Raw genomic sequence first — 26,666 nt, forward strand, 5'->3', positions numbered from 1 at the left:
TAGCATGGGCGGCGCGACAGCTGCAAGCCAGCCTGGGTGCAGCTGTCGCAAAACAGGCAACAAGTAAGGATGCCAAAAGGTCAAAAAGCAGGGGCAAAAGGGCGACATAAAAAAGGCCGGGGACAAGCCCCGGCCATCAGTTGGTTCCGTTGCCCAGGGGATCAAGGGCGCCAGAACGGAAGAGTTCCTTGATAATGAGCCTCTTGGCGAGAGATCCCAATGTCTTTTAGCTGCTCTGCGCTAAGATGGCGCAGCTCTTTTCGCGTGTTGTGGCGGGTGGACCATTTGGTGACCAGGACTGCAAAGGCAACCGCCGCCTGGGCCAACACTGGCAGGGCAGGGCGGCTGTTCAGGTAGGAAGTGTGCGATGGGCTGTGAGTTGCAGAGGTTGTCATGAACGTGGTCCTTTATTGTGTTGATACAATCCCAATGTTTTGTTACAGTGTTCTGATACAATGTCTAAGTCTAACTGTCTAAGGATGGATTGTAATGGGTACAATTTGGGCGCCGGATCTCGATGGTAAGTCGGGACCAAAATACCAGCGGGTCGCGGATACCATTCGCTCGGCCGTTGATGATGGGGTATTACAGTGTGGTACAAAGCTGCCGCCGGTGCGCGAATTGGCCTATCAGCTCAAGATCACCCCGGGCACCGTGGCGCGTGCTTATACGGTGCTGACGGATGAGGGGTTGTTGCAGGCAGAAGTTGGCCGCGGCACCTTTGTTGCAGAGCGGCAAAACCGTGTGATGGATGATGTCTGGTCGCGCGAGCTACACCTGCAAGAAGCCAAGGATCCGCATCATGTCAGTCTGTTTAGTCCACGTATGGTGGATGTTGGACAGGTTGCTGCCCTGCGGCAGGCGATGGAACAGGTCTCCAAGGGCGATCCCTTGTTGTTTTTGAATTACCCGACGCGGGATGCCTATCTGCCGGTGCGGCAGGCCGTGGTTCAGTGGCTGGAGGGCCAAGCGCTGGGGCCATTGGGGGAGGCCGATGTGGTGCTGACCCATGGTGGTCAAAACGGGATCCTGACCGTGTTGCAGACTCTGCTACGGGATCCGCAGCCGGTGATCCTGGTGGAGGATCTGTCCTATGCGGGATTCCGCCGTGCCGCGGAGCTGCTGCGAGCCAAAGTTGTCGGAGTGGCCATGGATGAACAGGGGATTGTACCAGGGTCACTGGAACTGGCGATTCGGAAATCCGGTGCGCAGGTGCTTTGTACCAGTCCAGAAGTGCACAATCCGACCGGCCTGTTCACCCCGCTGAAACGCCGCCAAGAGATCGTCGAAGTTGCGCGCCGCCATGGGGTGCAGATCGTCGAGGATGATTGCTACCGCATGGGAGAGGCCAAGGCGCCAAGCTATCGCGCATTAGCACCGGATATGACCTGGCATGTAGTTTCGATCTCCAAAAACCTGACCCCGGCGCTGCGGGTTGGATTTGCCCTGGCACCAACAGGGCGGTCGCAGGATCTGCGCCGGGCAGCGGAATATAGCTACTTTGGGCTGGCGCAGCCGCTGGCGGAGATCACCCGGATCCTGCTGTCAGATCCCCGCACCAAAGCGCTGGCCTTGGAGGTGCGCCGGGAAATGGCCAAATATGTCCGTGTTGCGGTGAACGCCCTGGGTGGGTTTGAGCTGGTCTGGAACGATGAGGTGCCGTTTGTATGGCTGAAGCTGCCCGCAGGCTGGCGTTCTGCCGCCTTTACCCGTGCGGCTGAGGCCAAGGGGGTGCAGATCCGGTCGGCGGATGAATTTGCCCTGCGCGATGGGCGCGCGCCTAATGCCGTGCGCATCTGCGTCAACGGCCATGTCAGCCTCAAACGGTTTGAGGAGGCCATGCTGCGGCTGCGAGCCCTGCTGGATAATCCGCCAGAACAGATCAGCGTTTGAGCTAGAGGTCGCTTTGGTACTGCTCGGCAATGGCGGCGATTTTGCCGGCCTTGTCGAGCCCATTGATGACCTTGCGCGCATTGAAGAAGTCGGTGCCCTTGCGATTGACGTATTGCTCCAGTGTGCGCTGGGTGAATGTGCCGGTCTTCATCCCATGCGCCAGAACAAAAAGCGCCACATCCGGTCGCATGGCAAGATCCGGGTCCCCAAGCAGATCAAGGCTGAGAATGCCGCTGTACATCCTGTAGTTATTCTCCCAGGTCAGCTGTACATAGCCGCGCCCATAATAGGGGTAGTATCGCAGGTTTTTCTTGCGCCAGGATTCTGACAGCCAAAAGGCTTCGCGGACCGGTTCAAAGGTATGCGCCGTTTCCCATTGTGTCGTGGCAAGCCCATAGGCGATCTGCGTTGTCAGGGGTAGGCCTATGAATTTGAACATCGCGGAAATCTGTTCCTTCACATCCTCTTTGGTGGAGCTTGGGCTTGCCAGAATTGTGATCAGCTTTTTGTTGCGTGATTTCAGGTAACTCAGGATCTCTTCCGAAACCAGGGATGTGTGGCCATGTCCGGTATCGGAGACCAGTTCTGCAAATGCATTTCGGGTCTTCGGCCCATGCAGCCCATCCACATCCCCTACCGGGTAACCGCAGATCGCAAGACCGCGTTGTATAGCTGACAGCTTGGTTTTGTTCAGGTCGGAGAGTTGAGTTCCTGGATCAATTTTGTCCAGTGGCTTAAGGTCAAGCATCCTAAAATCCTCGTGTTTACTAATCCCGTATTATCTTTGCGTGCTTAATGGTGTCTTAGTATCGCATAGGTTGACTAATTCTCCAAATGTCCGAGAGAAAACTTTGGGGTATTATGATACCTAATTGATAAGTTATTGTTTTTGCATTATTTAAACTTGGTACTTGGTGTTGACCCAGGGCTTTCAACACCGTAGACCCCTCACATCAAATCGGGCGCTGGACCTTTGTTCTGCGTCGTCACGACAAACAGGATTGACCTGCCATGAAAACCTTCTCTGCTACACCGGCAGATATCGACAAGAAATGGATCATCATCGACGCCGAAGGCGTGGTGCTGGGCCGTCTCGCATCGATCATTGCCATGCGCCTGCGTGGTAAGCACAAAGCCACATTCACTCCGCATATGGACATGGGTGACAACGTCATCGTGATCAATGCTGAAAAAATCCAGATGACCGGCAAGAAGCGCGACGAGCACTTCTACTGGCACACCGGTCACCCCGGTGGCATCAAGTCCCGCACCAAGCAGGAAATCCTGGAAGGCAAGCACCCCGAGCGTGTTGTCTATCAGGCCGTCAAGCGCATGCTGCCAGGCAACCGCCTGTCGCGCCAGCAGATGACCAACCTGCGCATCTATGCTGGCACCGAGCACGGGCATGAAGCCCAGGCGCCCGAAGTTCTGGACGTGAAGTCCATGAACAAGAAAAACACGCGGAGCTGATATCGATGTCTGATCAGATCAACACTCTCGAAGAGCTGAGCGCCGTTGCTGGCGTCGAAGTGATCGCCGAAGAAACCATTTCCCGTGAACCCGTTCGTGACGAACTGGGCCGCTCCTACGCCACAGGTAAGCGTAAAGATGCGGTTGCCCGCGTCTGGATCAAGCCTGGCTCCGGCAAGGTTGTGGTGAACGGTAAAGAAATGAAAGACTACTTTGCCCGTCCGGTGCTGCAGATGATCCTGCGTCAGCCGTTCACGGTTGCAGGTGTCGAAGACCAGTTTGACGTCTACGCGACAGTCAAAGGTGGCGGTCTTTCCGGTCAGGCCGGTGCGGTTAAGCACGGCGTTTCCAAAGCTCTGCAGCTTTATGATCCCGCCCTGCGCGGTGCTCTGAAAGCCGCTGGCTTCCTGACACGCGACAGCCGTGTTGTTGAACGTAAGAAGTTTGGCCGCCGCAAAGCGCGTCGTTCCTTCCAGTTCTCCAAGCGCTAAATTACAAAGATCCTTCTGGATCAAAGGGCTCGCCAGTGGCGGGCCCTTTTCTTATGGGGGGATAGGGTTTCGCAGGAAATGCGGAAGCTGGGGCACAGGGAGCCTAGTCCTGGCCGATCAGCCCCAGTCCGCGCAAATAGATGCCGATGCCGCTTTCCAACAGATCTTCGGGCGGAAAGGGCGAGGTGGCTCCGGGGGTGTTGCGGGCATAGAGCTCCACCACACCATGGCTCATCGCCAGAATATGGGCTGAAAACATCGAGGCAGGCGGGCGCCGATCTTCGGGGATCTGCTGGCTCAGATCATCGGCGGCACGTTCCAGGATATTGCGGGCACGATGTGCTGCATTGGCCAGTTCCGGCGAACGATTGCTGGAAATCCCGCTCTCAAACATGGCGATATAGTGACCGGGATGTTTGCGGGCAAAGGCCAGATAGGCACGGCCTGTGGCCTCAAATGCCGCCAGGGGCGAGGGCTGATACTTGTCATAGGCATGCTGCATCAGATCGGCAAACATCAAAAAGCCCTGGCGCGCGGCCTCGGCAATCAGATCTTCGCGGCCCTCAAAATGACGATAGACCGCGGCTGGGGTGACCCCGGCCTGTTTGGCGGCCTCCGACAGGGTAAAGCCGGTCGGCCCTTTTGCTTCGATCAGGCGCAAAGCCGCCTCGACCAGAGCCTGCCGCAGATTGCCGTGATGATAGCCGCGCTTAGGCATCCCAGTTTTCCGGCCCGATGCAGATATTTTCATTCACGGCACCGATGGCTTTCTCGTCTTTGTTTTTATAGTCAATGGCATGCAGAACAGTGCGAATGGCCGAGAGCCTGGCGCGCCGCTTGTCGTCGGAGCGGATCACTGTCCAGGGCGCATGGGCGCTATGGCTCTTGGTGAGGGTTTCGTTGATGGCGCTGGAATATTCATCCCATTTCTCCAGGCCTTTGACGTCGATGGGGCTCAGTTTCCATTGTTTCAACGGATCCCCCTCGCGGGCCAGAAAGCGACGCAGTTGTTCGGCGCGGCTGACATTCAGCCAGAATTTGAACAGAATGATCCCATCATCAACCAGGGCTTCCTCAAAGCCGCCAACCTGACGAAAGAACCTTTTGCGTTGCTCTGGCGTACAAAAGCCAAAGACATGTTCCACCACGCCGCGATTGTACCAGCTGCGGTCAAAAAAGGTGATCTCCCCACCAGAAGGCAGGTGATCAACGTAGCGCTGGAAATACCACTGGCTTTGCTCTGGTTCGCTGGGTTTGGAAAGAGCGACGACACGGGCGCCGCGCGGGTTGAGGTTCTCCCGAAACCGCTTGATGGTCCCGCCCTTGCCTGCCGCGTCCCGCCCCTCAAAGACAATGGCGATCCGTGCACCGCTGTCTTTGACCCAGGCCTGAAGCTTGACCAGCTCAACCTGCAAAGATTTGATTTCTTTCTCATAATCCTTGCGCCCCATGCGCTCGGCGTAGGGGAAGTTGGGCGCCAGGATGTCACTCTTGTCACTGCCCTTGATGCTTGTTGCCACCTCTTTTGGGGCTTTGCTTTTGAAATAGCTGCTGATGGCGCCGTCAAATGGCAGTGTCATGGTTAAAACCCTTCTGTCCTCAGCCCTTTATAGGACAAAGAGGCAGGAAATGTGAATCGCTTTTACTCCAGCGCTTGCACCCCATCTGAGTAAAGAGACCAGATCAGATGTGGGAGGAGGGGCTAGCGCAGCGGCCTCCTCTTGCGCGGTTCAGGCGCGTAGATCCGTTTTATCGACCCCGATCCGCTCAATCTCGTAGGGGGTGGTCTCATAGATCTCATTGATCCAGTTCCCGTAGAGAAGATGGGCGTGACTGCGCCAACGATTTTGTGGTTCCCGGCTGGGATCATCGTCCGGGTAGTAGTTTTGCGGAACATTTATCTCGGTGCCGGCAGCGACATCTCGGTCATATTCCTGTTTCAGAGTGTCGCTGTCATATTCAAAGTGATTGAAGATATAGAGCGCCCGGTGGGCAGGATCTTCAATCAGGCAGGGACCGGATTCACTGCTGCCCAACAGGGTGCTCAGCCCGGGGCATCCATCTACCTCATCTTGGCGGATTTCAGTCCAGCGGGAGACCGGGATGACACAGTCATCCGAAAAGCCGCGCAGATAGGGAGAGGTCGGGGTTATGTTCTGATGACGGAAGCAGCCAAAGGCCTTGTGATCAAGCATGTGCTTTCTCACGCCGTTGAAATAGTTGATCATCGCCATGCCACCCCAGCAGACGCCAAAGGTGGAATGCACATTGGTCTGGGTCCAGTCAAAGACCTCGCAGAGTTCCTGCCAATAGGTGACGTCTTCAAAGGGCAGATGCTCAATCGGGGCGCCGGTAATCAGCAGCCCGTCAAATTTCTGATCCTTGACCTCCTGGAAGGAGCGATAAAACTCCTCCATATGTTCAGCCGCCGTGTTGCGGGTCTGATGCTCGGTCATGCGGATCAGGGTGAGGTCGATCTGTAGCGGCGTAGCGCCAATCAGCCGGGCAAACTGATTTTCCGTCTGGATTTTTTTTGGCATCAGATTGAGCAAGCCGATGCGCAGGGGGCGAATGTCCTGACGGGCCGCCTGATCCGGCGACATGACCATGACGCCTTCGTTCGTCAGAACGTCATAGGCGGGCAGGTCAGAAGGGATCTTGATAGGCATGTCAGGTCCTCGGTTTTAGGCGCAGAATTGCGGAGTTCTGATAGATAGGCAGGTTTGGCTTAAGGCTCAAGTGTCCGGGCGATCAACTCATTGAAATCACCCTCGGTTTTAACCGCAGAGATTTGATCCGCGGTAACAGTGACGCCCCAGTTTTTTGCCATCGCCGCGTAGCGCGGCTGGCGATGCGCCAGGGCCTGCGAATAGGTCCAGCGAATAAAGGCGTCAGGATCAACATCACCCTCTGATAGGCCCATTTGGTTGAGATAGTCTTCCCATGTCCTCTGCAGGAATTCCGGTTGATAGGACATCGGTTTGGGCGCGCGGTCAAAGCGGCGGATCAGCTCTTCGGTATGGGCGTCATCGCCTTTGATCCAAACCATAAGGCATTGTTTGGACAGCTCTTTCAGGATCTGATCATTGGGATCATTGGCATCAACCCATTCGCAGATCGACCCGCCGGTGTCGCAGATGAAATTGGGGTAGTCATAAAGGCGGCTGGCGCGATCGGCAAAATGGGCCGTGTCGAGCAGCGCGTGCACCTCGGCCATGCGGAACTGGTCCTGACGGCGGCTGTATTCCTGCATCTCAAGCCCGCCCTTGGCAGGATCGCCTGGCTTGCCAAGGTAAGAAGAGACCGGGGTCAGGTTTTCAAAGGTAATATTGGAGCCGATATAGATCGAATCCGACAGCAAGAGGTCGCGCAGAAACGGGTTCTTCATCGCCTCGGCCTTGGCGTTGTCGGCGATGTATTCCCCCATGTAGCGGGTGCCGATGCGGTAATCGATCGAGTAGTGAAACCAGCTGCCCGCACTGCGCAGGATATTGCTGACATAGGTCTTGCCCAGACCAGACATCCCAAAAAACAAAACCCGTTTTTGCGGCGCATCGCGCCAGTCTTGTGCGGAAGAATAGAGCATCGGCGTTCCAGATTATTTTGGTTTCATGCCTTGCTAGTGCTCTGGGCCGGCCTGGTCAATTCAAACTCGGAAAATGCAAGGCTTGCTTTGGTGAAAACGGGCTTGAGATCCAAGTAAACAAGCCCCCGCCACAGGGACGAGAGCTCGTTGGTGTTTCTAGTCCGACACTGACCAAAGTCAGGTTCAGAAATAGTAGCCAACCTTGAAGCCAAAGCTCACGGCATCGCTACCGGTGAAGCCGGCGCGCGCCACATCTGGCGTTCCGGTTTCAGCAAAAGCGCTGCCAAGTTTGGTGTATCGTATTCCACCAGAAATCTTGAGCTTGTCCTGGGTGTATTGCAGGCCAATGGCGACGCTCTGATAGCCGTTGGTTGGCGCGAGCGGGGAGACAAGATTGTCATCACTGGCTTCTTCAAGTTCAAATAAGATTGAACCGGACCAATTCTCGTTGAACCGACGCGCCACTCCAAGGCTGAAGGTTGTGGAATCTTCCAGATCAATAAGATCAACTCCCGCAAGGGAAGGCCTCAATTTGGTCTCGCTATGATCTGCCCAGCGGATTCCACCCATCAACAGGGTATTGGGGGCGATACCGGTTTGGAAATCCAGGTTCACCGATTGGGGCGTCTTGGTTGTGGTTGTTGTATTGATCGCAGGATTGAGACTCTCAGTTGTTCTGAATTCATGTTCAATTTCAGAGTTATAGGTAAGAGCTACCCGCAGAGCGATATCCGGAATCTCATAGGCAGCACCTGCTACCCAGCCCAGAGCGCGGTCTCGCTCGATTTTGACAGAATAGCCAGACAACGCACCATAGGCGGCGCCGTTCAGGGTAATGTTGCCCTCGACCTGTTGCCAGCGCAAACCACCATGCAGGCTGAAGCGGTCATTGAACTTGTAGCGCAGCAGGCCAGTGATGGCATCGGATTCCGCAAAGGCCTGGGTGCCGCCCAACAGGGCTGATCCTGGTGTCAGTGGGTTGGCATTTGCCGGTGCATAGCTGATGTCCGACCCCCAGGGTTGATCATAGATCATGGCAAAGGAAAGCCGGTCATTGATATCGAGCTTGAACCCGGCACCCGCCTGGTTAAAGGCCTGCGCCACATTCCCGCTGGGCGAGCGTGCTGGATTGAACAGGACCTCATCGCGACCGTTAAGGCTGGGGTCCGCGCGGCCAATTGAAAACTCGGCGTAATTTCCATTCTCAAAAAGTATGTCGATGGACTGGCCGGTTCGATCCAGCCCTCCCGCCTGGGCAGCACTAGAGAGTGCTGCCAATGCCAAAGGCACAGCAACGTAATGTTTCATGTATTCCTCCCGATGAAAGGCTTTATGGCCTCTTTTCGAGAGGTTAGAAGTAAGGTGTATTTTGAATCAATGTTAACCAGACGGCAACTTTGTGCGTATTCAGCTCACGTTTTGGCGACTTTTCGTGAGTCAACAGCTCTCAAATTGAGCAGATTCGCGGCGCAAATGATGACAGCACCTACAAAAACCCACAGATCGAGTTGCTCACCATATATAAGCATTCCCAAAACTGCGATCAGGGGCAGACGGGCAAAATCGATCGGCACAACAGCCGTGGCAGGCGCGAGGGTGAGTGCGGTGGTGAGGCAGAAATGGGCTGTCAGCCCTGCAAGGCCAATCAGAATGATCCACGGCATAGTCCGACCATCCGGCAGGGTGATGTCTCCGTCCCAGCCGGCCATAATCAGCCCCATCAGCAATTGCATCAGCGTAAGCCAGAACAGGATCGAGGCAATACCTTCGTGTCTGGTCAAGCGTTTGGTGAACATGGCCGTGAGGGCAAAAAAGATCGCACAGCTTGCAGCTGCCAAGACTCCGGCATTTAGGCTTTCTGGGGCCGGGCGGGCGACGATGAGAATGCCGATGAACCCCATCATGGCTGACAAGGCCCGCAGCTTTGTCAGTTTTTCTCCCAGGATCAGGGGTGCCAGAACAATGACCCAAAGCGGTGAGGTGAATTCCAATGCAAAAACCTGGGCCAGAGGGATCAGGGTGACGGCGTAAAACCAGAGGTTCTGGCCAGTGAAATGGGCCAGGTTTCGGACCAGGTGAAACCCCATTCGGTCGGTTTTCACACCGTTCCAGCTCCGGGTTGCGGTGATCAGTATTGTCACGATGATGACGCCAACCAGGCTGCGATAGGTCATGATCTCAAAGGTATCGAGGTCAAGACTGGCCTCGCGTCCCGCAATGGCCATGGCGGAAAACGAGCCAATCGCACCGAGCATCCACAGTGCTGCGCGCAAAACATTGTTATCGCTGGGCATCTGGAAGTCCTTTACTGGCCTGGGCTCTGGTCGCAACAGGAACGCCATTTGGGGCTTTGGGTCAATGGGCGAAGCGGGGTGATGGCGCAAAACAAAGCCCCGGCACTTGGCCGGGGCGAATGAGAGCTTCAGGGAGAGTGGAGGTTATTCCCACTCGATAGTACCCGGAGGCTTGGAGGTGATGTCATAGGTGCAGCGGTTGATACCCTTTACCTCGTTGATGATCCGGGTGGCGGTTTCGCCCAGGAATTCATGGGTGAAGGGGTAGTAATCTGCCGTCATGCCATCCACCGAGGTCACCGCGCGCAGAGCGCAGGCAAAATCATAGGTGCGGCCGTCGCCCATCACCCCAACAGTACGCACTGGAAGGATGGCGACAAAGGCCTGCCAGATCTCATCATAAAGACCATGTTTGCGGATCTGATCGATATAAACGGCATCCGCCTCGCGCAGGATATCCAGTTTCTCGCGGGTGATCTCGCCGGGGCAACGGATTGCCAGGCCAGGCCCGGGGAAAGGATGACGACCAATGAAGCTGGCCGGCAGGCCGAGCTCACGGCCCAGAGCCCGGACCTCATCCTTGAACAGTTCGCGCAGCGGCTCAACCAGTTTCAGACCCATTTTTTCGGGCAGTCCACCAACATTATGATGGCTTTTGATGGTGACAGATGGTCCGCCAGAGAAGCTCACCGATTCAATCACATCCGGGTAAAGCGTGCCCTGCGCCAGGAATTCTGCGCCCTCAATAGAGTTGGCATGTTTCTGGAACACATCAATGAACAGCTTGCCGATGATCTTGCGCTTGGTCTCGGGGTCGGATTGACCCTCCAGCTCGCCCAGGAACAGATCCTGCTCATCGGCGTGGATGAATTGCATATTGTAGTTGTCACGGAACATGGTGACGACCTCTTCGGCCTCACCTTTGCGCAGCAAGCCGTGGTCAACAAAGACACAAGTGAGCTGATCGCCAATGGCTTCGTGCAGCAAGACTGCGGTGACCGAGCTATCGACGCCGCCCGAAAGGCCGCAGATGACCTTTTTGTCGCCGACCTGTTCGCGGATGGCTTCAATGGCCTGTTCGCGGTACAGACCCATGGTCCAGTCGCCGCTGAAACCAGCCAGGCGCACAAAATTCTCATAGAGCTTGGCGCCATTGGGGGTGTGGTGCACCTCGGGGTGGAACTGCACGGCGTAGAAATTGCGCGCAGCATCTGCGGTGATGGCATAGGGCGCATTGGGGGAGGTGCCGTAGACCTCAAAACCCGGAGCGATCTTGCTGACGTGGTCGCCGTGCGACATCCAGACCTGTTCGCGGTCTTCGTCATCCTGGAACCAGCCCTCCAGCAGTGGCAGGGAAGCGACAGCTGGTTTTACATAGGCGCGACCAAACTCGGCGGTGCCATGGCCGCTTTCGACCATACCGCCCAGCTGGTGCATCATCACCTGCTGACCGTAGCATATGCCAAGAATTGGCACGCCGTAGTCAAAAATCTCTTGCGGCACGCGGGGGCTGCCCTCGCGGGTCACGCTGTCTGGGCCACCGGAAAAGATCACGGCCTTGGGCGCCATCTGGCGCACAAAATCCATCGTGACGTTCTGGTAGGGGTGAATTTCGCAATAGACATTCAGCTCACGCAGGCGGCGCGCAATCAGCTGCGTCACCTGGCTGCCAAAGTCTATGATAAGAAGGCGGTCATGGGATGTCTGGCTCATGTTTGGCTCATAGGCCCTGCGCTGCGCTCTGGCAAGAGGACAGTTGTGCCACAGGGGGGACTGGGCGCAAAACTTTGCCAATCTTGTGCTTATGGGGGGCAAGGCCTGGGCCTTGGCCGGAAGAAGCTCCGGTTTGCGTCAAAAATACAGTGAGGATGTCGCTTTCCAACCGGATAGGCCGTTATCCTTCGGCGAAGGCCTCAGGCGGCGGGCTAAATATCGTCCAACGAAATTCCTTCAAAGAGGGCTGACCATGGCTGAAGAAGCACCACGTCGTCGGAGCCGAGGTGGCGGCGGCGCCGCCCGTCGCGCAGAACGTACCAGCATCAAGATCGAGACCGCAAAGTACATTCAGCGCAACATCCCCAACTTCGAGGTCCTGTCCGATGAGGCATTGGAGACCATCGAAAATAACGCTGACATCATCCTCGAAGAGGTCGGCGTCAATTTTGTGGACAACCCGGCGGCCCTGCAGCGCTGGCGTGATGCGGGTGCAGATGTTCAGGGCGAACGTGTCCGTATCCCACGTGGTCTGGCGCGCGAGCTGTGCAAGACGGCCCCTTCTGAATTCACTCAGCATGCCCGCAACCCGGAAAAATCGGTGGTTGTTGGTGGCAAGAACATGGTGCTGGCACCTGTTTACGGCCCTCCCTTTGTGCGGGATGCCAAAGGTGGCCGCCGTTATGCCACCATGGAAGATTTCAACAAGTTCGTAAAACTGGCCTATATGTCCAAATGGCTGCACCACTCAGGCGGGACAGTCTGCGAGCCTACGGATATTCCGGTAAACAAACGTCACCTGGATATGCTGCTGGCCCATATGACCCTGTCGGACAAGCCCTTCATGGGCTCGGTGACAGAGCCAAGCCGGGCACAGGATTCGATTGAGATGTGCGAAATCCTGTTTGGTAAGGAGTTCGTACAGAACAACACCGTGATGACATCGCTGACCAATATCAACTCGCCAATGACTTTTGACGATGTGATGATGGGGTCCTTGGAGATCTATGCGGCCAACAACCAGGCCTGCATCATCTCGCCCTTTATTGTGGGCGGTGCCATGGCGCCTGTTTCGGTTGCTGGTACCCTGACCCAGGTTCTGGCCGAGGTCATGGCGGGTGTTGCCTATAGCCAGTTGGTGCGCCCTGGCGCCCCTGCGATCTTTGGGGCAATGGTGACCTCCATCGACATGAATTCTGGCGCGCCGACCTTTGGTACTCCGGAAGCCTCGCTTATCACCTATGGCGCGGGCCAGTTGGCGCGGCGCATGAACCTGCCGTTCCGCTCATCCGGGTCTTTTTGTGGCTCCAAGATCCCGGATGCGCAGGCGGCCTATGAAACCGCAAACTCGCTGAACATGGGGCTGATGTCCGGCGTGAACTTCATGCTGCACTCCTGTGGCTGGCTCGAAGGTGGTCTGGTGGCTGACTTTGAAAAATTCGTCATGGACGCCGATCAGCTGGGCGTGCTGCACGGATTGGCCAAGGGTGTCGATATGGATGAAGAGGCACAGGCGCTGGATGCGATCCGCGAAGTTGGTCCTGGCGGTCATTACCTTGGCTGCGCCCATACACAGGCAAACTTTAAGACGGCCTTTTGGAAATCCGAATTGCTCGACTACAAACCTTTTGAAACCTGGGAAGAAGAGGGCGCACGCGATACCTATACGCTGGCGACCAACCGGGTGGACTATCTGTTGTCGAACTATCAGGCACCTGCGCTGGATCCGGCAATCAGGGAGGCCCTGGAAGCCTATGTCGCTGAGAAAAAGGCGGCGTCGCCAGATACTTTCATGTAGTTTTAATGCTGTCTTGATTGGGTGATTTACTCCCGTTTAAGGCGAGAATGACGGGCGGTGGCTGTGAGAGCTACCGCCCGTTTTAGTTGGGAAATGAATTGCCACTTTGCGCTGGTGTTTCTTGGGATATCTCGTGCCGGGTTGGGGCGGCCAAGTATTCCGCTTCCCCGACCAGGGCAATCAGGATGTCGACATGGCGCGTGATGACATAGCCTGCATCACCGTTGAGGCGCTGTTGGTTCACCTCATGTTCATAGTCCAATAGTCGCAAGATGGCGGCGGCGGGTCTTGGTGGTTTTCCATACCCGAGAATTCTGCACAGATCCCGGTCACGGCTATAGGAGCTGGCGCCAATTCGAGCGGTTCTCACCAGAAGTCTGGGCCGGTGAAGGTTCTTTAGACGGCTTAGGAGATCCTGCATTGAACTGTCCCTTCTGCTGTACGTGTGGTTTTTGCCATAACACAACTCTAGCGGGTGTTGCCGAGACGGCATGTTCGCCGCACGGTCTATTGTTTGTTGATTGATCTATTTTTGGAAACAATGATGGATAATTCAAAGTTCTGTTCAAAATCAGGTGGGTAAACTCTCTGTCCTTGTGGGAAACCTTGGGGGCGGAATGTGGACTGTTTGCCTGGCTGACGACGGGAGATCAGCATTCATGCAAAGACAATCGGCACAAACACTCCCGGAATGGGTTCCTCCAGAGGTGCAGAGATATCTGGATCACACCGAAGGCGGTTGCTCGATCCGGCAATTGGCAAGAGATTTGAAATGCCATCCTTCGACAGTCTTGCGACAAATACGGCGTGTCGAAAATCGCCGAGATGATCCCCTGGTCGACTGCGCCATATGCGAATTGGCGGTGGCGCATTTTGACGGGCAGACCGCGCCCAAATACCGTCAGTTCACCGATGCGGTAATGCTAAAAGCCGCCGCGCTGGAGGTCCTGGCCCGGCTTTGTCAAAGTGGGGCAGTTCTGGCTGTTGTGGAGGGGATGGAAAAGGCGGTTGTCGTCAGAGAAGGCGAGGCCATGATGAGTAAATTTGCGGTCGAACAGGGCTTGGCCGGCAATTTGGCGCTTTTGGGCTGGATCGGCTGTACCAGGCCAGGCCGCCTGCGGCGCTATCACATCACGCCAATGGGGCGAACATTTTATAGTCGTTTGATGGCGGAGCGAGAGAACCAAGCCCGCGCTAAGCTGGAGCAGGGATTCAGCGAGGCTCAGAGCGGGTTTCTTCCCAAGCAGGGCGACAAGGTCAAGGACCGCCGCACACGCTACGGTCTGGGGGAAACCCCGTTGGATATGCTGGCGCGATTGCATGACAAAAGCGGCGAGCCCTTTCTGGCGCGGGCCTTGGTGGATGCGGGAAAGCGTCTGCGTGAGGGTTTTGAACTGGCCCAGATCGGTGATCACCTGGCGCAGGGCAGGGCTTACTTTGCGACGTCGGAGAGCTGTGGGCGTGCCCTGCCACCAAAGCAGAGCGCAGCCTCGGCCGCTGCGAAGAAGCGGGCAGCAGAGGCGATGGCGGCCCTGGGGCCTGGCCTCAACGATATTGCCCTTCGGTGTTGCTGCCATCTCGAAGGCCTGGAGGTCGCCGAACGTCAGCTCGGGTGGTCAGCGCGCTCGGGCAAAATTGTTCTGCGGATCGCGCTAGGTCAGTTGAAAGCCTTTTATGATGAGATGGATGAGCGCCTTGGGGAGGCGCGCAGTAACCAGCTGATCGGCTAGCCTGCCAGCAAAAAGAAAACCCTCCATCCGCTTCCATGCTATAGTCGGATCTTGTGGCTACTGGTGGATTTGATAAGTATCAGCTATGAACTTTACACTGCGACAGCTTGGATATTTTAAGGCGCTTTGCGAGCATCGCAATTTTGGTCGTGCAGCTCAGGCCTGTCATGTCTCGCAGCCGGCGCTTTCAGTGCAGATCAAGGCACTGGAAGACCTGATGGGGGGCATTCTGGTGGAGCGGCGGGCGCGGGATGTGATCTTGACCCCCTTTGGACGCGAAGTATTGGCCCAAGCAGAAGAAATCCTATTGGCCGCAGGGCGGTTGGGCCGTTTGGCGCGGGATCAAAGCAGCGGACAGCGCAGCCTGTCATTGGGGGTTATCCCGACAATCGCGCCCTATTTGTTACCGGGATTGCTGGCGGATCTGCGATCGCATGATCTGCAACTCAATATCCAGGTGCGCGAAGCCAGAACCGAACGCCTGTTGGAGGCACTGCAAAGTGGCGCTCTGGATGTGGCCATTATGGCGCTGCCCAGCGGTGGGCCTGGGCTGGTGGAAGAAGAGCTGTTTGAAGATCACTTTTTGCTGGCAGGGTCGGCCAATCGACTGGCGCAGGTCAATGCCGGCCATCCTAAGGTTGAACCCTCGGATCTGGAGGCAAATCAGCTGATGCTGTTGGAGGACGGCCATTGTCTGACAGATCAGGCGCTGGAGGTCTGTGGTGTGGCGCGCACGGCTTCGGGGATCAACATGGGGGCAGGGTCGCTGGCGACGCTGTCGCGGCTGGTCGCGGCTGGCTTTGGCCTCACCCTGATGCCTGAGCTGGCCCTGGCAGCAGAATGCACCGCGGCGCAGGGACTTTGTGTGCAACGCTTTGCTGCCCCACAGCCAAGGCGCCGGATTGGTTTGATACGGCGCGCCAGCACTGCTGAGGCCGATTGGTTCCAGGAACTGGCCAAGGTGGCACGGCAAACCGGACAGGGTATTCTTGCCGAGGCCCAAAAAGACTACGGGCCCGCCGATGACGAGCCCGTGTCCTAAGAGTATTCTGCAAAACTGCTGGGCTTAGGCCGCTTCAGTTTCTTTTGCCGCCTGCAGGTGCTTCATCACATTCTCTGGGGAGGACACGCCATAGGGGTCTTCACCGTGGTTGTCGCACAGGCCAGGTTCTTCGAACCAGGCCTCAACAACACCATCCTTGACGATGGCAGCATAGCGCCAGGAGCGCGCGCCAAAGCCCAGGTTGTCCTTGGCGACCAGCATGCCCATTTTGCGGGTGAACTCGCCGGAACCATCAGGGATTACGCTAACGTTTTCCAGGTTCTGCGATTCGGCCCATTTGTTCATCACAAAGCTGTCGTTCACGGACATGCAGTAGATGCCATCGATGCCTTCGGCCTGGAAATCGGCAAAGCCTTTTTCAAAGCCGGGCAGCTGGTAGGTGGAGCAGGTGGGGGTGAAGGCGCCGGGCAGCGAGAACAGCACAACGCGCTTGCCTGCAAAGTAATCTGCAGTGGTTTTGTCTTCCCAGCGGAACGGATTGGGGCCGCCCACAGCTTCGTCGCGTACGCGGGTTTTAAAGGTCACGTCGGGCAGTTTTACGCCAGCTTTCATCTTACAACTCCATGGATGATGAACCAGTTTGGCAGCCGTTTATAATAGTTCTAAATCATGCGCAACCTCCGCAAGGGCCAGTTATAAAACTGTCGTGAAATGGGGGGAGAAAGAATTGAAAATACGTACAAATTTTCCCATCTTGCGTCTGAATTAGGAGCAAATAGAGGCGCTCAAAGAAGCAATGATTTCTGAACCAAATGCGGCTAGAACCGAGTGCTATGCGTCACCTGCATTGCCGGTATCTCAATGTCGCGGTGACGCCAAGGAATGAACGTGCTAAGTCAGCAATGAACACAGGCCAGAAGCGGACCCACCATGCGTGATCTCAAGATTCCCGAGCAACGGCACCCCGAAAAGGCAAATCGCCCGGACAATGCCCAGCCAAAGAAACCCAGCTGGATTCGGGTGAAGGCCCCCGGCGGCAAGGGCTATGCGGAAACCCACAAGATCATGCGCGACAACAAGTTGACGACGGTCTGCGAGGAAGCGGGATGTCCCAATGTTGGCGAATGTTGGAGCCAGGGACACGCCACCATGATGATCATGGGGGAGGTCTGCACCCGAGCCTGCACCTTCTGCAACATTGCCACCGGCAAACCACCAGAGGATCTGGACGCATTTGAACCGGGCCGCGTTGCCCATGCGGTTCAGAAGCTGGGGTTGAACCACGTTGTGATTACCTCGGTCGACCGTGATGATATTTCAGATGGCGGCGCCGAGCATTTTGCCCAGACCATTCGCGCCGTGCGCCATCGCAGCCCCTCAACCACCATTGAGATCCTGACGCCGGATTTTATCAAATGTGACATGGCAGTAATCGAACAGATCATCGAGGCCCGCCCTGATGTGTTTAACCACAATCTGGAAACTGTGCCGGGTCTGTACCCCGAGGTGCGCCCCGGTGCGCGCTATTTCCACTCCCTGCGTCTTTTGCAGCGGGTGAAAGAGCTGGATCCGTCGATGTTCACCAAATCCGGCATCATGGTTGGTCTGGGCGAGGACGAGCAAGCCGTGCGTCAGGTGATGGACGATATGCGCGCTGCGGATATCGATTTCCTCACCATTGGTCAGTACCTGCAGCCGACGCCAAAACACCACGCTGTTGACCGCTTTGTGACGCCCGATGAATTCAAATCTTACGAGAAGGCCGCCTATGGCAAGGGTTTCCATATGGTTTCCGCCACGCCGCTGACGCGCTCTTCTTACCATGCTGGCGATGATTTTGCCCGCCTGCGCGAAGCCCGCAATGCCAAGCTGGGCCTTGCCTAACATTTCTAGACCTGCGACGGGCACCCTGTTTTGTGGAGTATCTCCAAGGTAGGGGGCCCTGTCGTTTTCTAACCCGCATTGTCCCGGTCGCGTGTAAATTGCCGCAGGCCCGCGAATGCGGGCAGCCAGGCTTCGCGACGACTGCACCAGAGCTCATAGCTGGGGATCAGCCGGTCGGGTTGCTCCAATATGCCCAGATGCAGCTCGACCTCGCCCGGGCTGCAGGAAAAGACGGATGAGCCGCACCGGGGGCAGAAGTGACGCCCCTTATAACTGTGGGTGTCACCCTGCACAGTCACCGCCTGCTCGGGGAAGATGGCAGAGGCATGAAACAGCGCACCATGGTGTTTGCGACAGTCTCGACAGTGGCACAGACCAACACGAAGTGGCTCTCCCTGTGCCGAGAGGGTGACAGCACCACAAAGGCAGCTTCCTGAATGATCTGTCATCGGGCTTTCTCCGGTTCTGGTGCGGGCCGATGCGGCAGGCCTTAGCCCTCGTCGGTAAAGCGCACTTTGCCGATGTGGGGCAGGTTGCGGTTCCGCTGGGCAAAATCGATACCATAGCCCACAACAAATTCATCCGGGATCTCAAACCCGATCCAGTCAGAGCGGAAATCCACCTCGCGCCGCGAAGGTTTGTCCAGCAGGGCGATGGATTTGAGCCGTGCTGGGTTACGGCTCTCCAGCAGTTTTGTCACATGGTTCAAGGTGTGGCCGGTATCAACGATATCTTCCACCACCAGCACATCACGCCCTTCAATTGCGCCGCGCAAGTCTTTGAGAATGCGGACTTCGCGGCTGCTTTCCATGCCGTCACCATAAGAGGAAGCCTCGAGGAAATCGACCTCGATCGGCAGGTCCAATTCGCGCACTAGATCGGCAATAAAGACAAAACTGCCCCGCAGCAGGCCGACAACAACCAGCTTGTCCGTGTCGCCAAATTCCTGTGCGATTTCGTCGCAAAGCTCTTCGATACGCGCTGCAATGGTCTTGGCTGAAATCATCACATCGATGACATATGGACGCTGTGGCATGGCTGACCCCTTGAATTTCCCGCGCGTTCATAGGACATGACGCGGCACGATCATAGCAAGAAAATTGATGCCGCCCATGCCAGTTCATTCAGAAAACCGCCAGATGCCCTATACCGCGCAGCAGATGTACGGGCTTGTGGCCGATGTGGCGCAGTATCCCAAGTTCCTGCCCTGGTGCGCCGCCGCGCGTATTCGCAGCCGCAGCCAGCAGGGCACGGCCGAGGTGATGGAGGCGGATCTGGTGATTTCCTTCAAGGTGTTTCGCGAACGTTTTGGCAGCCGGGTGACGCTTTATGCGGATGAGATGAAGATCGATACGGAATATCTGGACGGCCCTTTTCGCCACATGAAATCGAACTGGAGCTTTTCCCCGCGCGCGGATGGCACCTGTGACGTCAAATTCCATGTGGATTTTGAGTTCAAAAATGCGGTGTTGCAGGGCATCATCGGGGTTGTCTTCAACGAGGCGATGCAGCGTATTGTAAAAGCATTCGAGCGCCGCGCAGCTGAGCTTTATGGCTAGGCTGCCCTGAACACAGGAAGCCTGAACGATGAGCACTACTTTCACGGGCCAGCTGGCCGCTTTTGCCACATCTGAGATCGAGCCCAGCAGCTTGGCCCGGCAAATGGCACGATTATCGGCCCTGGATTGGCTGGCTTGTGGCATTGCCGGGGGCGAGGAATCTGTCGCTCAGATCCTGCGGGGGCAAGCGCTGTCGGAGGCCGGTGCGGCGCAAGCAACGCTGTTTGGCGGCACCGCTGTTCCGGCGCGTATGGCGGCGCTGGCCAATGGCACCATCTCGCATGCGCTGGACTATGACGACACTCATTTTGCCCATATCGGCCATCCTTCTGTGGCGGTGTTTTCTGCGGCTTTTGCCATCGGCGAGGCCCGTCACCTGGGCCTGCACCAGGTGATCGAAGCCGCCCTCTTTGGCATGGAGCTGTCCATTCGGGTTGGTCTTTGGCTGGGGCGGCAACATTACCAAAGCGGCTATCATCAAACGGCAACGGCGGGCGCCTTTGGCGCCACGGCAGCTGCGGGGCGTTTGCTGGGGCTCTCTGCCGCTGAGATGGAAATGGCGCTGGGGCTTTGTGCCACCCGTGCGGCGGGGCTCAAGGCGCAGTTCGGCACTATGGGCAAACCCTATAATGCGGGGCTGGCCGCCAGCGCTGGGGTCGAGGTGGCCCAGCTGGTCAAGGCCGGGTTTGAAGCAAACCCGCAGGCCCTGGAGGGCGCGCTGGGATTTGGCGGCGCCCATCATGGCGCGGGCGATGTTGAGGCGGCGATAGAGGCTTTGGGGGAGGTCTGGCTGTTTGAGAGCATCAGCCACAAGTTCCATGCCTGTTGTCACGGGCTGCATGCCGCGCTGGAGGCCGCCCGCAGCCTGGATCTGGCGGCGCCTGAGATTGCCAGCCTGACCGTGCGCACGCATCCGCGTTGGATGACCGTGTGCAACCAGATCGCGCCAGAGACCGGGCTGGGGGCAAAATTTTCTTATCGGACGGTCCTGGCGCTGCAGGCGCTTGGCAAAGATACGGCGCGGCTGGACAGTTATAGCGATGCGCTTTGCCTTGATCCGCGTCTAATTGCCTTGCGTGAATTGATCCATGTGCAGGCGGACGAAGCCCTGACGGAGACGCAGGCACATGTGGCGCTGGTGCGCCGGGACGGCAAACGTCTGGAGGCCAGCCATGACCTGCAGGCCCCCGTGGCCTATGAGACCCGCGAGGCGCGGCTCTTTGCCAAAGCGCAGGCTCTGTTGGGAGCGGATCGCTGTGCCGAGCTGTGGTCGGTGCTTCAGGGGGCTGGGTCAGCAGGGGATCTTGCCGCGTACCTGTGAACTTGTCTGGGATGGTGAGGACAAAGATACGGGCTCCCCATAATATGGGAAGCCCGTCGATGCGTCGTCCTGCATCTATGCCTGGTGAGTGGTGGCATCTGGGTGGTGCGCCCCCGTCACAAGGGGGGCGACACCTGAATTAGCTGGTCATGTCGTAGGCACGTTCGCCATGGACTGAGATATCGAGACCATTGGTCTCTGTTTCAAGATCAACTCGCAGCGATGTGAAGGCACCGACGATCTTGATCAGGGCGATGGTGACAACGGAGGTAAAGACCCCCACCACAGCCAGAGCGCCCAGCTGGGCAATCCAGGTGCCTTCGCCAAAGACTGCGATCATCACGGTGCCAAAGATGCCGCCAACGCCGTGTACGGCAAAGACATCCAGGGTGTCGTCGATGCGCAGCTTGTTGCGCACCAGATTGACCAGCTCCTGACACAGGATCCCGGCGATGGCGCCAATGATCAGCGCTTCAACGGGGCCGACAAAGCCGCTGGCCGGGGTGATCGAGGCCAGACCGGCAATGGTGCCGGTGACCAGACCCACAACCGAGGCCTTGCCGTATTTGATCTTTTCCCACAGGGCCCAGGTCAGCGAGGCCGCGGCGGCCGACAGATGGGTAACCGTGATCGCCATTGCAGCACCGCCATCGGCGGCCAGCTGCGAGCCGCCATTAAAGCCAAACCAGCCAACCCAAAGCATCGCGGCGCCAATGACCACATAGCCGGGGTTGTGGGGCGGTGTTGTGCGGTTCTTGCGTGGACCAAGGAAGATCGCGAGGATCAGCGCCGCCAGGCCTGCGGTCTCATGTACGACGATGCCACCGGCAAAATCCTTGACGCCGGTGGCGCCAAAGATGCCGCCATCCGCCATCATGCCGCCGCCCCAGATCCAATGTACCACCGGTGCATAGCAGAGTAGCATCCACAGGCCAGAGAAGGTCAGCACAAAGGCAAAGCCAACGCGCTCGACATAGGCGCCCACGATCAGCGCTGGGGTAATGATGGCAAAGGTCATCTGAAAGGCAAAGAACAAAACCTCGGGCAGGGTGCCGCTGAGGCTCTCTGCGGTGACGCCATTGAGGAACATCTTGTCGAGCCCACCCCAGTAGCCACTCTCACCGGGACCAAAGGCGATGGTGTAGCCAAAGACGAACCACAGAATGCTCATCAAACAGGCAATTGCGTAGCACTGCATAAAGACGCTGAGCACATTTCGTGCCCGCACCAAGCCACCGTAAAACAGGGCAAGCCCCGGCAAAGTCATAAACAGCACCAGGGCCGTTGCTACAAGGATCCAAGCTGTATCAGCTCCATTCATGGGGTCGTCCTTCCATCCCGCTTGCGTGGTTGGAGGATCACAGAGCTGATCTGGAGTGAGGAAAAAAGCGCCAGATGGCGCAAAAGCGCCAAAAACATGGGCTTTTGCGAAATTGATTAAAAAAGAGGCGCTCCTTACGGGGCTTTGCCTAATCCGCGTTCAATTTGAGAAAGGGCTGTGTGCAGCAGCAAAAGCGCATGGTTCAGGCTGGCGGCACGGACATTGTCGCGCCCCAACGCACCGAACTCCAGGGTTTCCACTAGGCTGTCCTGCCCCTCTCGGGCCAGGCCAAAGCAGACGCGCCCTTCGGGTTTGTGTTCTGAGCCTCCGGGGCCTGCAATGCCGGTGATCGACACTGCCAGGTCAACTCCCGCTTGGTGCAACGCACCCTCGCACATCTCGCGGGCCACTTCTTCGCTGACCGCGCCAAAGGCGGCCAGGGTTGCTTCACTGACGCCCAGCATCTCCTGCTTGGCGCGGTTTGAATAGGTGACAAACCCACGGTCCAGCACGGCGGAGGAGCCGGGGATATCCGTCAGCGCGGCGGCGACCATGCCCCCCGTGCAGCTCTCTGCAGTTGCGATGTTCAGCCCCAGCCGGGTGGCCTGGGCAATGAGTGCGGCAACATCCGGGTGCGCGTCACTGGTGTTCTGAGGGGAGGATTCGTTCATAACCCCAATACTCCGTGGCTGAACCCGGCGAGGGCGATGACGCCTAGCGCCGCCAGGAACCCGGCAATGACATCATCCATCATCACCCCGACAGGGCCTTCCTTGCGATCGGCCCAGCCCACGGGGCCTGGTTTCCAAATATCAAAGAGGCGAAACAGCACAAAGGCCGCAATCCAGCCGGGCCAGAGCGCGGTGATCTCGATCCCCTTGGACCAGGCCGGATAGGAAATAGCCCAGATCGCCAGCCATTGTCCGGCAACCTCGTCGATCACAATCTCCGAGGGGTCGTGATTGGCCTTGCCTCTGGTCATCTCTGCGGTGGCCCAGATGCCAAGAACAGTGCAGATCACGGTGGCAATGGCCAGCAGGGGGAAGCCCCCGAGCTGGTGCAACCCGTACGCAAGCGGCAGGGCTGCCAGCGAGCCCCAGGTGCCTGGGGCAGGGCGCAGATAGCCAGTGCCACCCACAGTGGCAATCATTGAGGCCAGAGTCATGGTTTCACCAGCGCAGCCGTGGCCAGTGAGGCGATGCCCTCACTGCGCCCGGTAAAGCCCAGCCGCTCAGACGTAGTGGCCTTGATGGAGACCCGCGTAGCGTCAATTTGCAGAATGCGGGCCATTTCTGCCTGCATTGTCTCGGCATGGGGGCCGACCTTTGGGTATTCGCAGACCAGGGTGCAATCCACGTTTGTGATATGAAACCCCATCTCACGCGCCAGATTGGCGGCATGGGCCAGGAAGATCTCACTTGCGGCCCCTTTCCATTGCGGATCAGAGGGCGGGAAATGCCGACCGATATCGCCCTGCGCCAGGGCGCCATAGATCGCATCTGTCACCGCATGCATGCCAACATCGGCATCCGAATGCCCCTGAAGGGAGCGATCATGTGGGATCTCGACCCCGCAGAGGATGACGCTGTCACCGGGGCCAAAGCGATGCACATCATAGCCATTGCCCAGTCTGATATCCGGTCTGATATCCATCTTGTCTTCCGTTTCCAAAATTCTGGCGGCGCGGGCAAAATCCTCGGGCCGGGTGATTTTTATATTGTCCGGGTCTCCGGCTATGATTGCAACCTCAAGCCCGGCGTCACGGGCCACTTCGACATCATCCGCCGCGCCACCGGGATGATGGGCATGGGCCTTGAGGATGGCCTCTAGCCGGAACCCCTGCGGTGTCTGCGCGGCAAATAGGCCAGTGCGATCCTGAGTGCCAGTGACCTGTCCTTCAGCCCCGGTCCAAAGAGCATCTGTCACCGCCAGAGCCGGGGCCGCGGCAGGGCCATGATCCAGGGCGTCTACAACGGATGTGATCAGGGTCTGGCTGGTGCAGGGGCGGGCAGCATCATGGATGAGCACCTTTGTGATCGGACACGCCAAGGGCAGATTGAGATCTTGCAGAGCCTGCAGCCCGTTTTGCACCGATTGCGCGCGTTCTGCTCCGCCAGCGGTCAGAACAACGTCGCTTTGTGACGCAAAACTGTCCCAGGCGTCGCGATCCTCAGGCGAGAGCACCACGACGATGGTCTTGATGCCCGCATCGTGAAAGGCTTGCAGCGTCCAGTCGATGACCCGTTTGCCTTTGAGCGGGCGCCACTGTTTGGGCACACCGCCGCCTGCGCGGGTGCCGCGCCCGGCCGCAACGATCAAAGCAGCAGTACTCATGGATGCCTCTCAAATCTGGCGTTTCTCGTGCCAAGTTTAACCTAGTGAGTTGTTTAGTTTCTGCCAGTTCAAGAGGCAATCACCCCAGGTAAGCTGCCTAAAATTTAGGCAATTGCATGCGGATGTGCCCTTGCCGGGTGCGGTTTCATTGTTCAATACCGAGGGCTTCGGCTACAAAATACTCACACGCACAAGGATTAGGCAGTTGTCCTTCACCCTCGGAACCACCTCTTTGACACCCCCCATCGCGCTGGCCCCCATGGCTGGAATCACCGATCGCCCGTTTCGCGATCTGGTGCGCTCTTTTGGAGTGGGGCTGATGGTCAGCGAAATGGTCGCCAGCCAGGAGATGGTGCAATCCAAACCAGGGGTACGCGAACGCGCCGAGCTAAGTGCAGATGTGGAGAATACCTCGGTGCAGCTGGCCGGGCGTGAGGCGAGCTGGATGGCTGAAGCGGCGCGGCAGGTGGCGGATCGTGGCGCGCGCGTGATTGACATCAACATGGGCTGCCCTGCCAAGAAGGTGACCAGCGGCTATTCGGGCTCGGCCTTGTTGAAAACACCGGATCACGCGCTCTCCCTGATCGAGGCGGTGGTGGAGGCGGTGGATATTCCCGTCACGCTAAAAACCCGTCTGGGCTGGGATGACACTTGCCTGAACGCGGCCTCGGTCGCGGCACGTGCCGAAGCGGCTGGCATTCAAATGGTCACCATCCACGGGCGCACCCGCTGCCAGTTTTATAAAGGGCGCGCCGACTGGGCGGCAATCCGGGAGATCAAAGAGGCGGTGAACCTGCCGGTTCTGGCCAACGGCGATATTGTTGACACTCAGACCGCGCGTGACGCCCTAACACAGTCTGGCGCTGACGGGGTGATGATCGGGCGCGGCATTCAGGGCAAGCCGTGGCTTTTGGCTGAGGTCGCCAGCGACCTGTGGGGCAGTCCGGCGCCGCAAGTGCCCAGCGGCAACGATCTTCTCGACATGGTTTCAAGACACTACGAGGCAATGCTGATCTTTTATGGTGCAGATTTAGGCCTGCGCGTCGCGCGCAAACATCTGGGCTGGTACATGGATGAAGCCCAGACAGCGGCGCCCCTGCGGCGGGCGGTTTTGACCGAGAAAAACCCGACCAATGTCCTGCATCTGTTGCCGGATGCCCTGTCCCATTCTCAGCAAGAGGGAGCGGCATGATTTCGGACGCAGCACTTTGGGCCTCATTGCCGGTTCCTGCCTTTTTGATCGGGGCAGACAATCGCATTGTCGATGCCAATTCCGCAGCCGAGGGGTTTTTGAACACCTCACGCCGGGGATTGCTGAATCAGCCAGTCTGGGAACAGATTGCCATTGATGCCCCGATTGAGACCGCGTTTGAGCGCGCCCGGACCCAGGGAACACCGCTGTTCGTCAACGATATCGACGTCGGCTCGCGCAGCCGTGCGCCATTGCAATGCGGGGTACAAATCGCACCGATTCAGGGTCAGGAAGGGCAGATGCTCTTGATGCTCTCGCCGCGGGAACTGGCCGCGCGGATGACACAGAACCATTCGGCAAAATCTGCGGCGCAATCTGCCATTGGCATGGCTGAAATGCTGGCTCATGAAATCAAGAACCCGCTTGCCGGCATCACCGGCGCCGCCCAGTTGCTGAGCATGAACCTCTCTGGGGAAGATGTTGAATTAACGGACTTAATCGTCAGCGAGAGCCGCCGCATCGTGAAGCTGCTGGATCAGGTGGAGCAGTTCGGAAATCTGAGCGCGCCGCAGTTCAAGCCGGTCAACCTTCATGATGTGCTGGACCGGGCACGACGCTCAGCCTTGCTGGGCTTTGGCGCCCATATGACTATCACGGAAGACTATGATCCCTCTCTGCCGCTGGCCTGGGGGGATGCGGACCAGCTGCTGCAAGTGATGTTGAACCTGCTCAAAAATGCTTCGGAGGCGGCAGGCCCTGCCGGGGGCACCATTCGCATTCGCAGCTACTATGAGCATTCCTTCAGAATGCGGCGCAGTGACGGTACCGGCAAACTGTTGCCTTTGCAGATCGAAATTATTGACGATGGTCCTGGCCTGCCAGAGGCGATCCGAGAGGATGTTTTTGACCCCTTTGTATCGGGGCGTGAAAACGGAACCGGGCTTGGGCTCGCCCTAGTGAGCAAAATCATCGCTGAACACAATGGCTGGATCTCAGTTGACTCGGTGCCGGGACGCACCGTGTTCCGGCTTTCCTTGTCCCGCATGCCAAAAGACGCAGAACCGCAGGAGACTTAAC

At 57.6% G+C, this 26,666-nt stretch carries 28 protein-coding genes; 11 read left to right on the forward strand and 17 right to left on the reverse strand.

Features of this window, described 5'->3' with window-relative positions; genetic code table 11:
* Positions 1–161: 161 nt before the first annotated feature.
* Positions 162–395 (reverse strand): DUF1127 domain-containing protein, encoded by a 234-nt coding sequence (locus tag ED661_RS22335; protein ID WP_122073586.1) that lies wholly within the window; start codon positions 393–395, stop codon positions 162–164.
* A 94-nt stretch (positions 396–489) separates the two neighbouring features.
* Between ED661_RS22335 and ED661_RS08990 the strand changes: the two genes are divergently transcribed.
* Entirely contained in the window at positions 490–1,893 is a 1,404-nt protein-coding gene (locus ED661_RS08990; protein WP_122073587.1) for a PLP-dependent aminotransferase family protein, read from the forward strand.
* A gap of 1 nt (position 1,894) precedes the next feature.
* Here the strand turns inward: ED661_RS08990 and ED661_RS08995 are convergent, their stop codons facing one another.
* Positions 1,895–2,641, reverse strand: a complete 747-nt coding sequence (locus tag ED661_RS08995) for a carboxypeptidase (protein ID WP_122073588.1) — start codon at positions 2,639–2,641, stop codon at positions 1,895–1,897.
* A 263-nt stretch (positions 2,642–2,904) separates the two neighbouring features.
* Here ED661_RS08995 and rplM point away from each other — a divergent pair, with 263 nt between their 5' ends.
* Together rplM and rpsI are read left to right on the forward strand one after the other, a co-directional pair.
* Positions 2,905–3,363 (forward strand): 50S ribosomal protein L13, encoded by a 459-nt coding sequence (gene rplM / locus ED661_RS09000; RefSeq protein ID WP_122073589.1) that lies wholly within the window; start codon positions 2,905–2,907, stop codon positions 3,361–3,363.
* Between the two features lie 5 nt (positions 3,364–3,368).
* A complete protein-coding gene (rpsI, locus tag ED661_RS09005) occupies positions 3,369–3,854 on the forward strand; it encodes a 30S ribosomal protein S9 (RefSeq protein WP_122073590.1) in 486 nt (161 codons plus the stop codon).
* Positions 3,855–3,957: 103 nt separating this feature from the next.
* On the opposite strand, the gene ED661_RS09010 is transcribed toward rpsI, so the two are convergent.
* The 7 genes from ED661_RS09010 to guaA form a co-directional block, all read right to left on the reverse strand.
* Positions 3,958–4,572 (reverse strand): TetR/AcrR family transcriptional regulator, encoded by a 615-nt coding sequence (locus ED661_RS09010; protein ID WP_122073591.1) that lies wholly within the window; start codon positions 4,570–4,572, stop codon positions 3,958–3,960.
* Positions 4,565–5,434 (reverse strand): polyphosphate kinase 2, encoded by an 870-nt coding sequence (ppk2, locus tag ED661_RS09015; RefSeq protein WP_122073592.1) that lies wholly within the window; start codon positions 5,432–5,434, stop codon positions 4,565–4,567. Before ppk2 ends, ED661_RS09010 begins: the two co-directional genes overlap by 8 nt.
* A 150-nt stretch (positions 5,435–5,584) precedes the next feature.
* Complete coding sequence (gene metA / locus ED661_RS09020; protein ID WP_122073593.1) at positions 5,585–6,523, reverse strand: homoserine O-succinyltransferase; 939 nt, start codon at positions 6,521–6,523, stop codon at positions 5,585–5,587.
* 59 nt (positions 6,524–6,582) lie between these two features.
* Positions 6,583–7,440 carry an ATPase gene (locus ED661_RS09025; RefSeq protein ID WP_122073594.1) on the reverse strand — a complete coding sequence of 286 codons (858 nt, stop codon included), beginning with the start codon at positions 7,438–7,440 and terminating at the stop codon, positions 6,583–6,585.
* Between the two features lie 183 nt (positions 7,441–7,623).
* Positions 7,624–8,748: an outer membrane protein transport protein gene (locus ED661_RS09030; protein WP_122073595.1), complete on the reverse strand. Its 1,125-nt coding sequence runs from the start codon at positions 8,746–8,748 to the stop codon at positions 7,624–7,626.
* 104 nt (positions 8,749–8,852) lie between these two features.
* Positions 8,853–9,734 (reverse strand): DMT family transporter, encoded by an 882-nt coding sequence (locus ED661_RS09035; RefSeq protein WP_122073596.1) that lies wholly within the window; start codon positions 9,732–9,734, stop codon positions 8,853–8,855.
* A 144-nt stretch (positions 9,735–9,878) separates the two neighbouring features.
* Positions 9,879–11,447, reverse strand: a complete 1,569-nt coding sequence (gene guaA, locus ED661_RS09040) for a glutamine-hydrolyzing GMP synthase (RefSeq protein WP_122073597.1) — start codon at positions 11,445–11,447, stop codon at positions 9,879–9,881.
* Positions 11,448–11,700: 253 nt separating this feature from the next.
* Between guaA and ED661_RS09045 the strand changes: the two genes are divergently transcribed.
* Complete coding sequence (locus tag ED661_RS09045) at positions 11,701–13,245, forward strand: trimethylamine methyltransferase family protein (protein ID WP_122073598.1); 1,545 nt, start codon at positions 11,701–11,703, stop codon at positions 13,243–13,245.
* Between the two features lie 82 nt (positions 13,246–13,327).
* Here ED661_RS09045 and ED661_RS09050 read toward each other — a convergent pair whose 3' ends face one another.
* Positions 13,328–13,666, reverse strand: a complete 339-nt coding sequence (locus tag ED661_RS09050; RefSeq protein WP_122073599.1) for a DUF6477 family protein — start codon at positions 13,664–13,666, stop codon at positions 13,328–13,330.
* A 238-nt stretch (positions 13,667–13,904) separates the two neighbouring features.
* On the opposite strand from ED661_RS09050, the gene ED661_RS09055 reads away from it, so the two are divergent.
* Positions 13,905–14,975, forward strand: coding sequence for a DUF6456 domain-containing protein (locus ED661_RS09055; protein ID WP_122073600.1), 1,071 nt, complete (start codon positions 13,905–13,907; stop codon positions 14,973–14,975).
* Positions 14,976–15,060: 85 nt separating this feature from the next.
* Positions 15,061–16,017 (forward strand): hydrogen peroxide-inducible genes activator, encoded by a 957-nt coding sequence (locus ED661_RS09060; RefSeq protein ID WP_122073601.1) that lies wholly within the window; start codon positions 15,061–15,063, stop codon positions 16,015–16,017.
* A 24-nt stretch (positions 16,018–16,041) separates the two neighbouring features.
* Here ED661_RS09060 and ED661_RS09065 read toward each other — a convergent pair whose 3' ends face one another.
* Positions 16,042–16,590 (reverse strand): peroxiredoxin, encoded by a 549-nt coding sequence (locus tag ED661_RS09065; protein WP_122073602.1) that lies wholly within the window; start codon positions 16,588–16,590, stop codon positions 16,042–16,044.
* A gap of 318 nt (positions 16,591–16,908) precedes the next feature.
* On the opposite strand from ED661_RS09065, the gene lipA reads away from it, so the two are divergent.
* Positions 16,909–17,862 (forward strand): lipoyl synthase, encoded by a 954-nt coding sequence (lipA, locus tag ED661_RS09070; protein ID WP_122073603.1) that lies wholly within the window; start codon positions 16,909–16,911, stop codon positions 17,860–17,862.
* Positions 17,863–17,930: 68 nt separating this feature from the next.
* On the opposite strand, the gene ED661_RS09075 is transcribed toward lipA, so the two are convergent.
* Together ED661_RS09075 and hpt are read right to left on the reverse strand one after the other, a co-directional pair.
* On the reverse strand, positions 17,931–18,311 hold the full coding sequence (locus tag ED661_RS09075) for a GFA family protein (RefSeq protein WP_122073604.1): 381 nt from the start codon (positions 18,309–18,311) through the stop codon (positions 17,931–17,933).
* Between the two features lie 41 nt (positions 18,312–18,352).
* Positions 18,353–18,898: a hypoxanthine phosphoribosyltransferase gene (gene hpt / locus ED661_RS09080; RefSeq protein WP_122073605.1), complete on the reverse strand. Its 546-nt coding sequence runs from the start codon at positions 18,896–18,898 to the stop codon at positions 18,353–18,355.
* A 76-nt stretch (positions 18,899–18,974) separates the two neighbouring features.
* On the opposite strand from hpt, the gene ED661_RS09085 reads away from it, so the two are divergent.
* Together ED661_RS09085 and ED661_RS09090 are read left to right on the forward strand one after the other, a co-directional pair.
* Entirely contained in the window at positions 18,975–19,421 is a 447-nt protein-coding gene (locus ED661_RS09085; RefSeq protein ID WP_122074080.1) for a type II toxin-antitoxin system RatA family toxin, read from the forward strand.
* A 28-nt stretch (positions 19,422–19,449) separates the two neighbouring features.
* Positions 19,450–20,742, forward strand: coding sequence for an MmgE/PrpD family protein (locus ED661_RS09090; RefSeq protein WP_122073606.1), 1,293 nt, complete (start codon positions 19,450–19,452; stop codon positions 20,740–20,742).
* A gap of 139 nt (positions 20,743–20,881) precedes the next feature.
* On the opposite strand, the gene ED661_RS09095 is transcribed toward ED661_RS09090, so the two are convergent.
* From ED661_RS09095 to ED661_RS09110, 4 genes are all read right to left on the reverse strand, one after another.
* Positions 20,882–22,063, reverse strand: coding sequence for an ammonium transporter (locus tag ED661_RS09095; RefSeq protein ID WP_122073607.1), 1,182 nt, complete (start codon positions 22,061–22,063; stop codon positions 20,882–20,884).
* A gap of 134 nt (positions 22,064–22,197) precedes the next feature.
* Entirely contained in the window at positions 22,198–22,734 is a 537-nt protein-coding gene (locus ED661_RS09100; RefSeq protein WP_122073608.1) for a CinA family protein, read from the reverse strand.
* Positions 22,731–23,228: a phosphatidylglycerophosphatase A gene (locus ED661_RS09105; RefSeq protein ID WP_122073609.1), complete on the reverse strand. Its 498-nt coding sequence runs from the start codon at positions 23,226–23,228 to the stop codon at positions 22,731–22,733. Before ED661_RS09105 ends, ED661_RS09100 begins: the two co-directional genes overlap by 4 nt.
* Positions 23,225–24,397, reverse strand: coding sequence for a bifunctional 2-C-methyl-D-erythritol 4-phosphate cytidylyltransferase/2-C-methyl-D-erythritol 2,4-cyclodiphosphate synthase (locus ED661_RS09110; RefSeq protein WP_122073610.1), 1,173 nt, complete (start codon positions 24,395–24,397; stop codon positions 23,225–23,227). Before ED661_RS09110 ends, ED661_RS09105 begins: the two co-directional genes overlap by 4 nt.
* Before the next feature lie 205 nt (positions 24,398–24,602).
* Here ED661_RS09110 and dusB point away from each other — a divergent pair, with 205 nt between their 5' ends.
* Together dusB and ED661_RS09120 are read left to right on the forward strand one after the other, a co-directional pair.
* Positions 24,603–25,589: a tRNA dihydrouridine synthase DusB gene (gene dusB, locus ED661_RS09115; protein ID WP_122073611.1), complete on the forward strand. Its 987-nt coding sequence runs from the start codon at positions 24,603–24,605 to the stop codon at positions 25,587–25,589.
* On the forward strand, positions 25,586–26,665 hold the full coding sequence (locus tag ED661_RS09120; RefSeq protein ID WP_122073612.1) for a nitrogen regulation protein NR(II): 1,080 nt from the start codon (positions 25,586–25,588) through the stop codon (positions 26,663–26,665). The genes dusB and ED661_RS09120 overlap by 4 nt, the downstream gene beginning before the upstream one ends.
* Position 26,666: the final 1 nt, after the last annotated feature.

The organism is Pseudophaeobacter sp. EL27 (assembly GCF_900313025.1).
Taxonomy (GTDB): domain Bacteria; phylum Pseudomonadota; class Alphaproteobacteria; order Rhodobacterales; family Rhodobacteraceae; genus Pseudophaeobacter.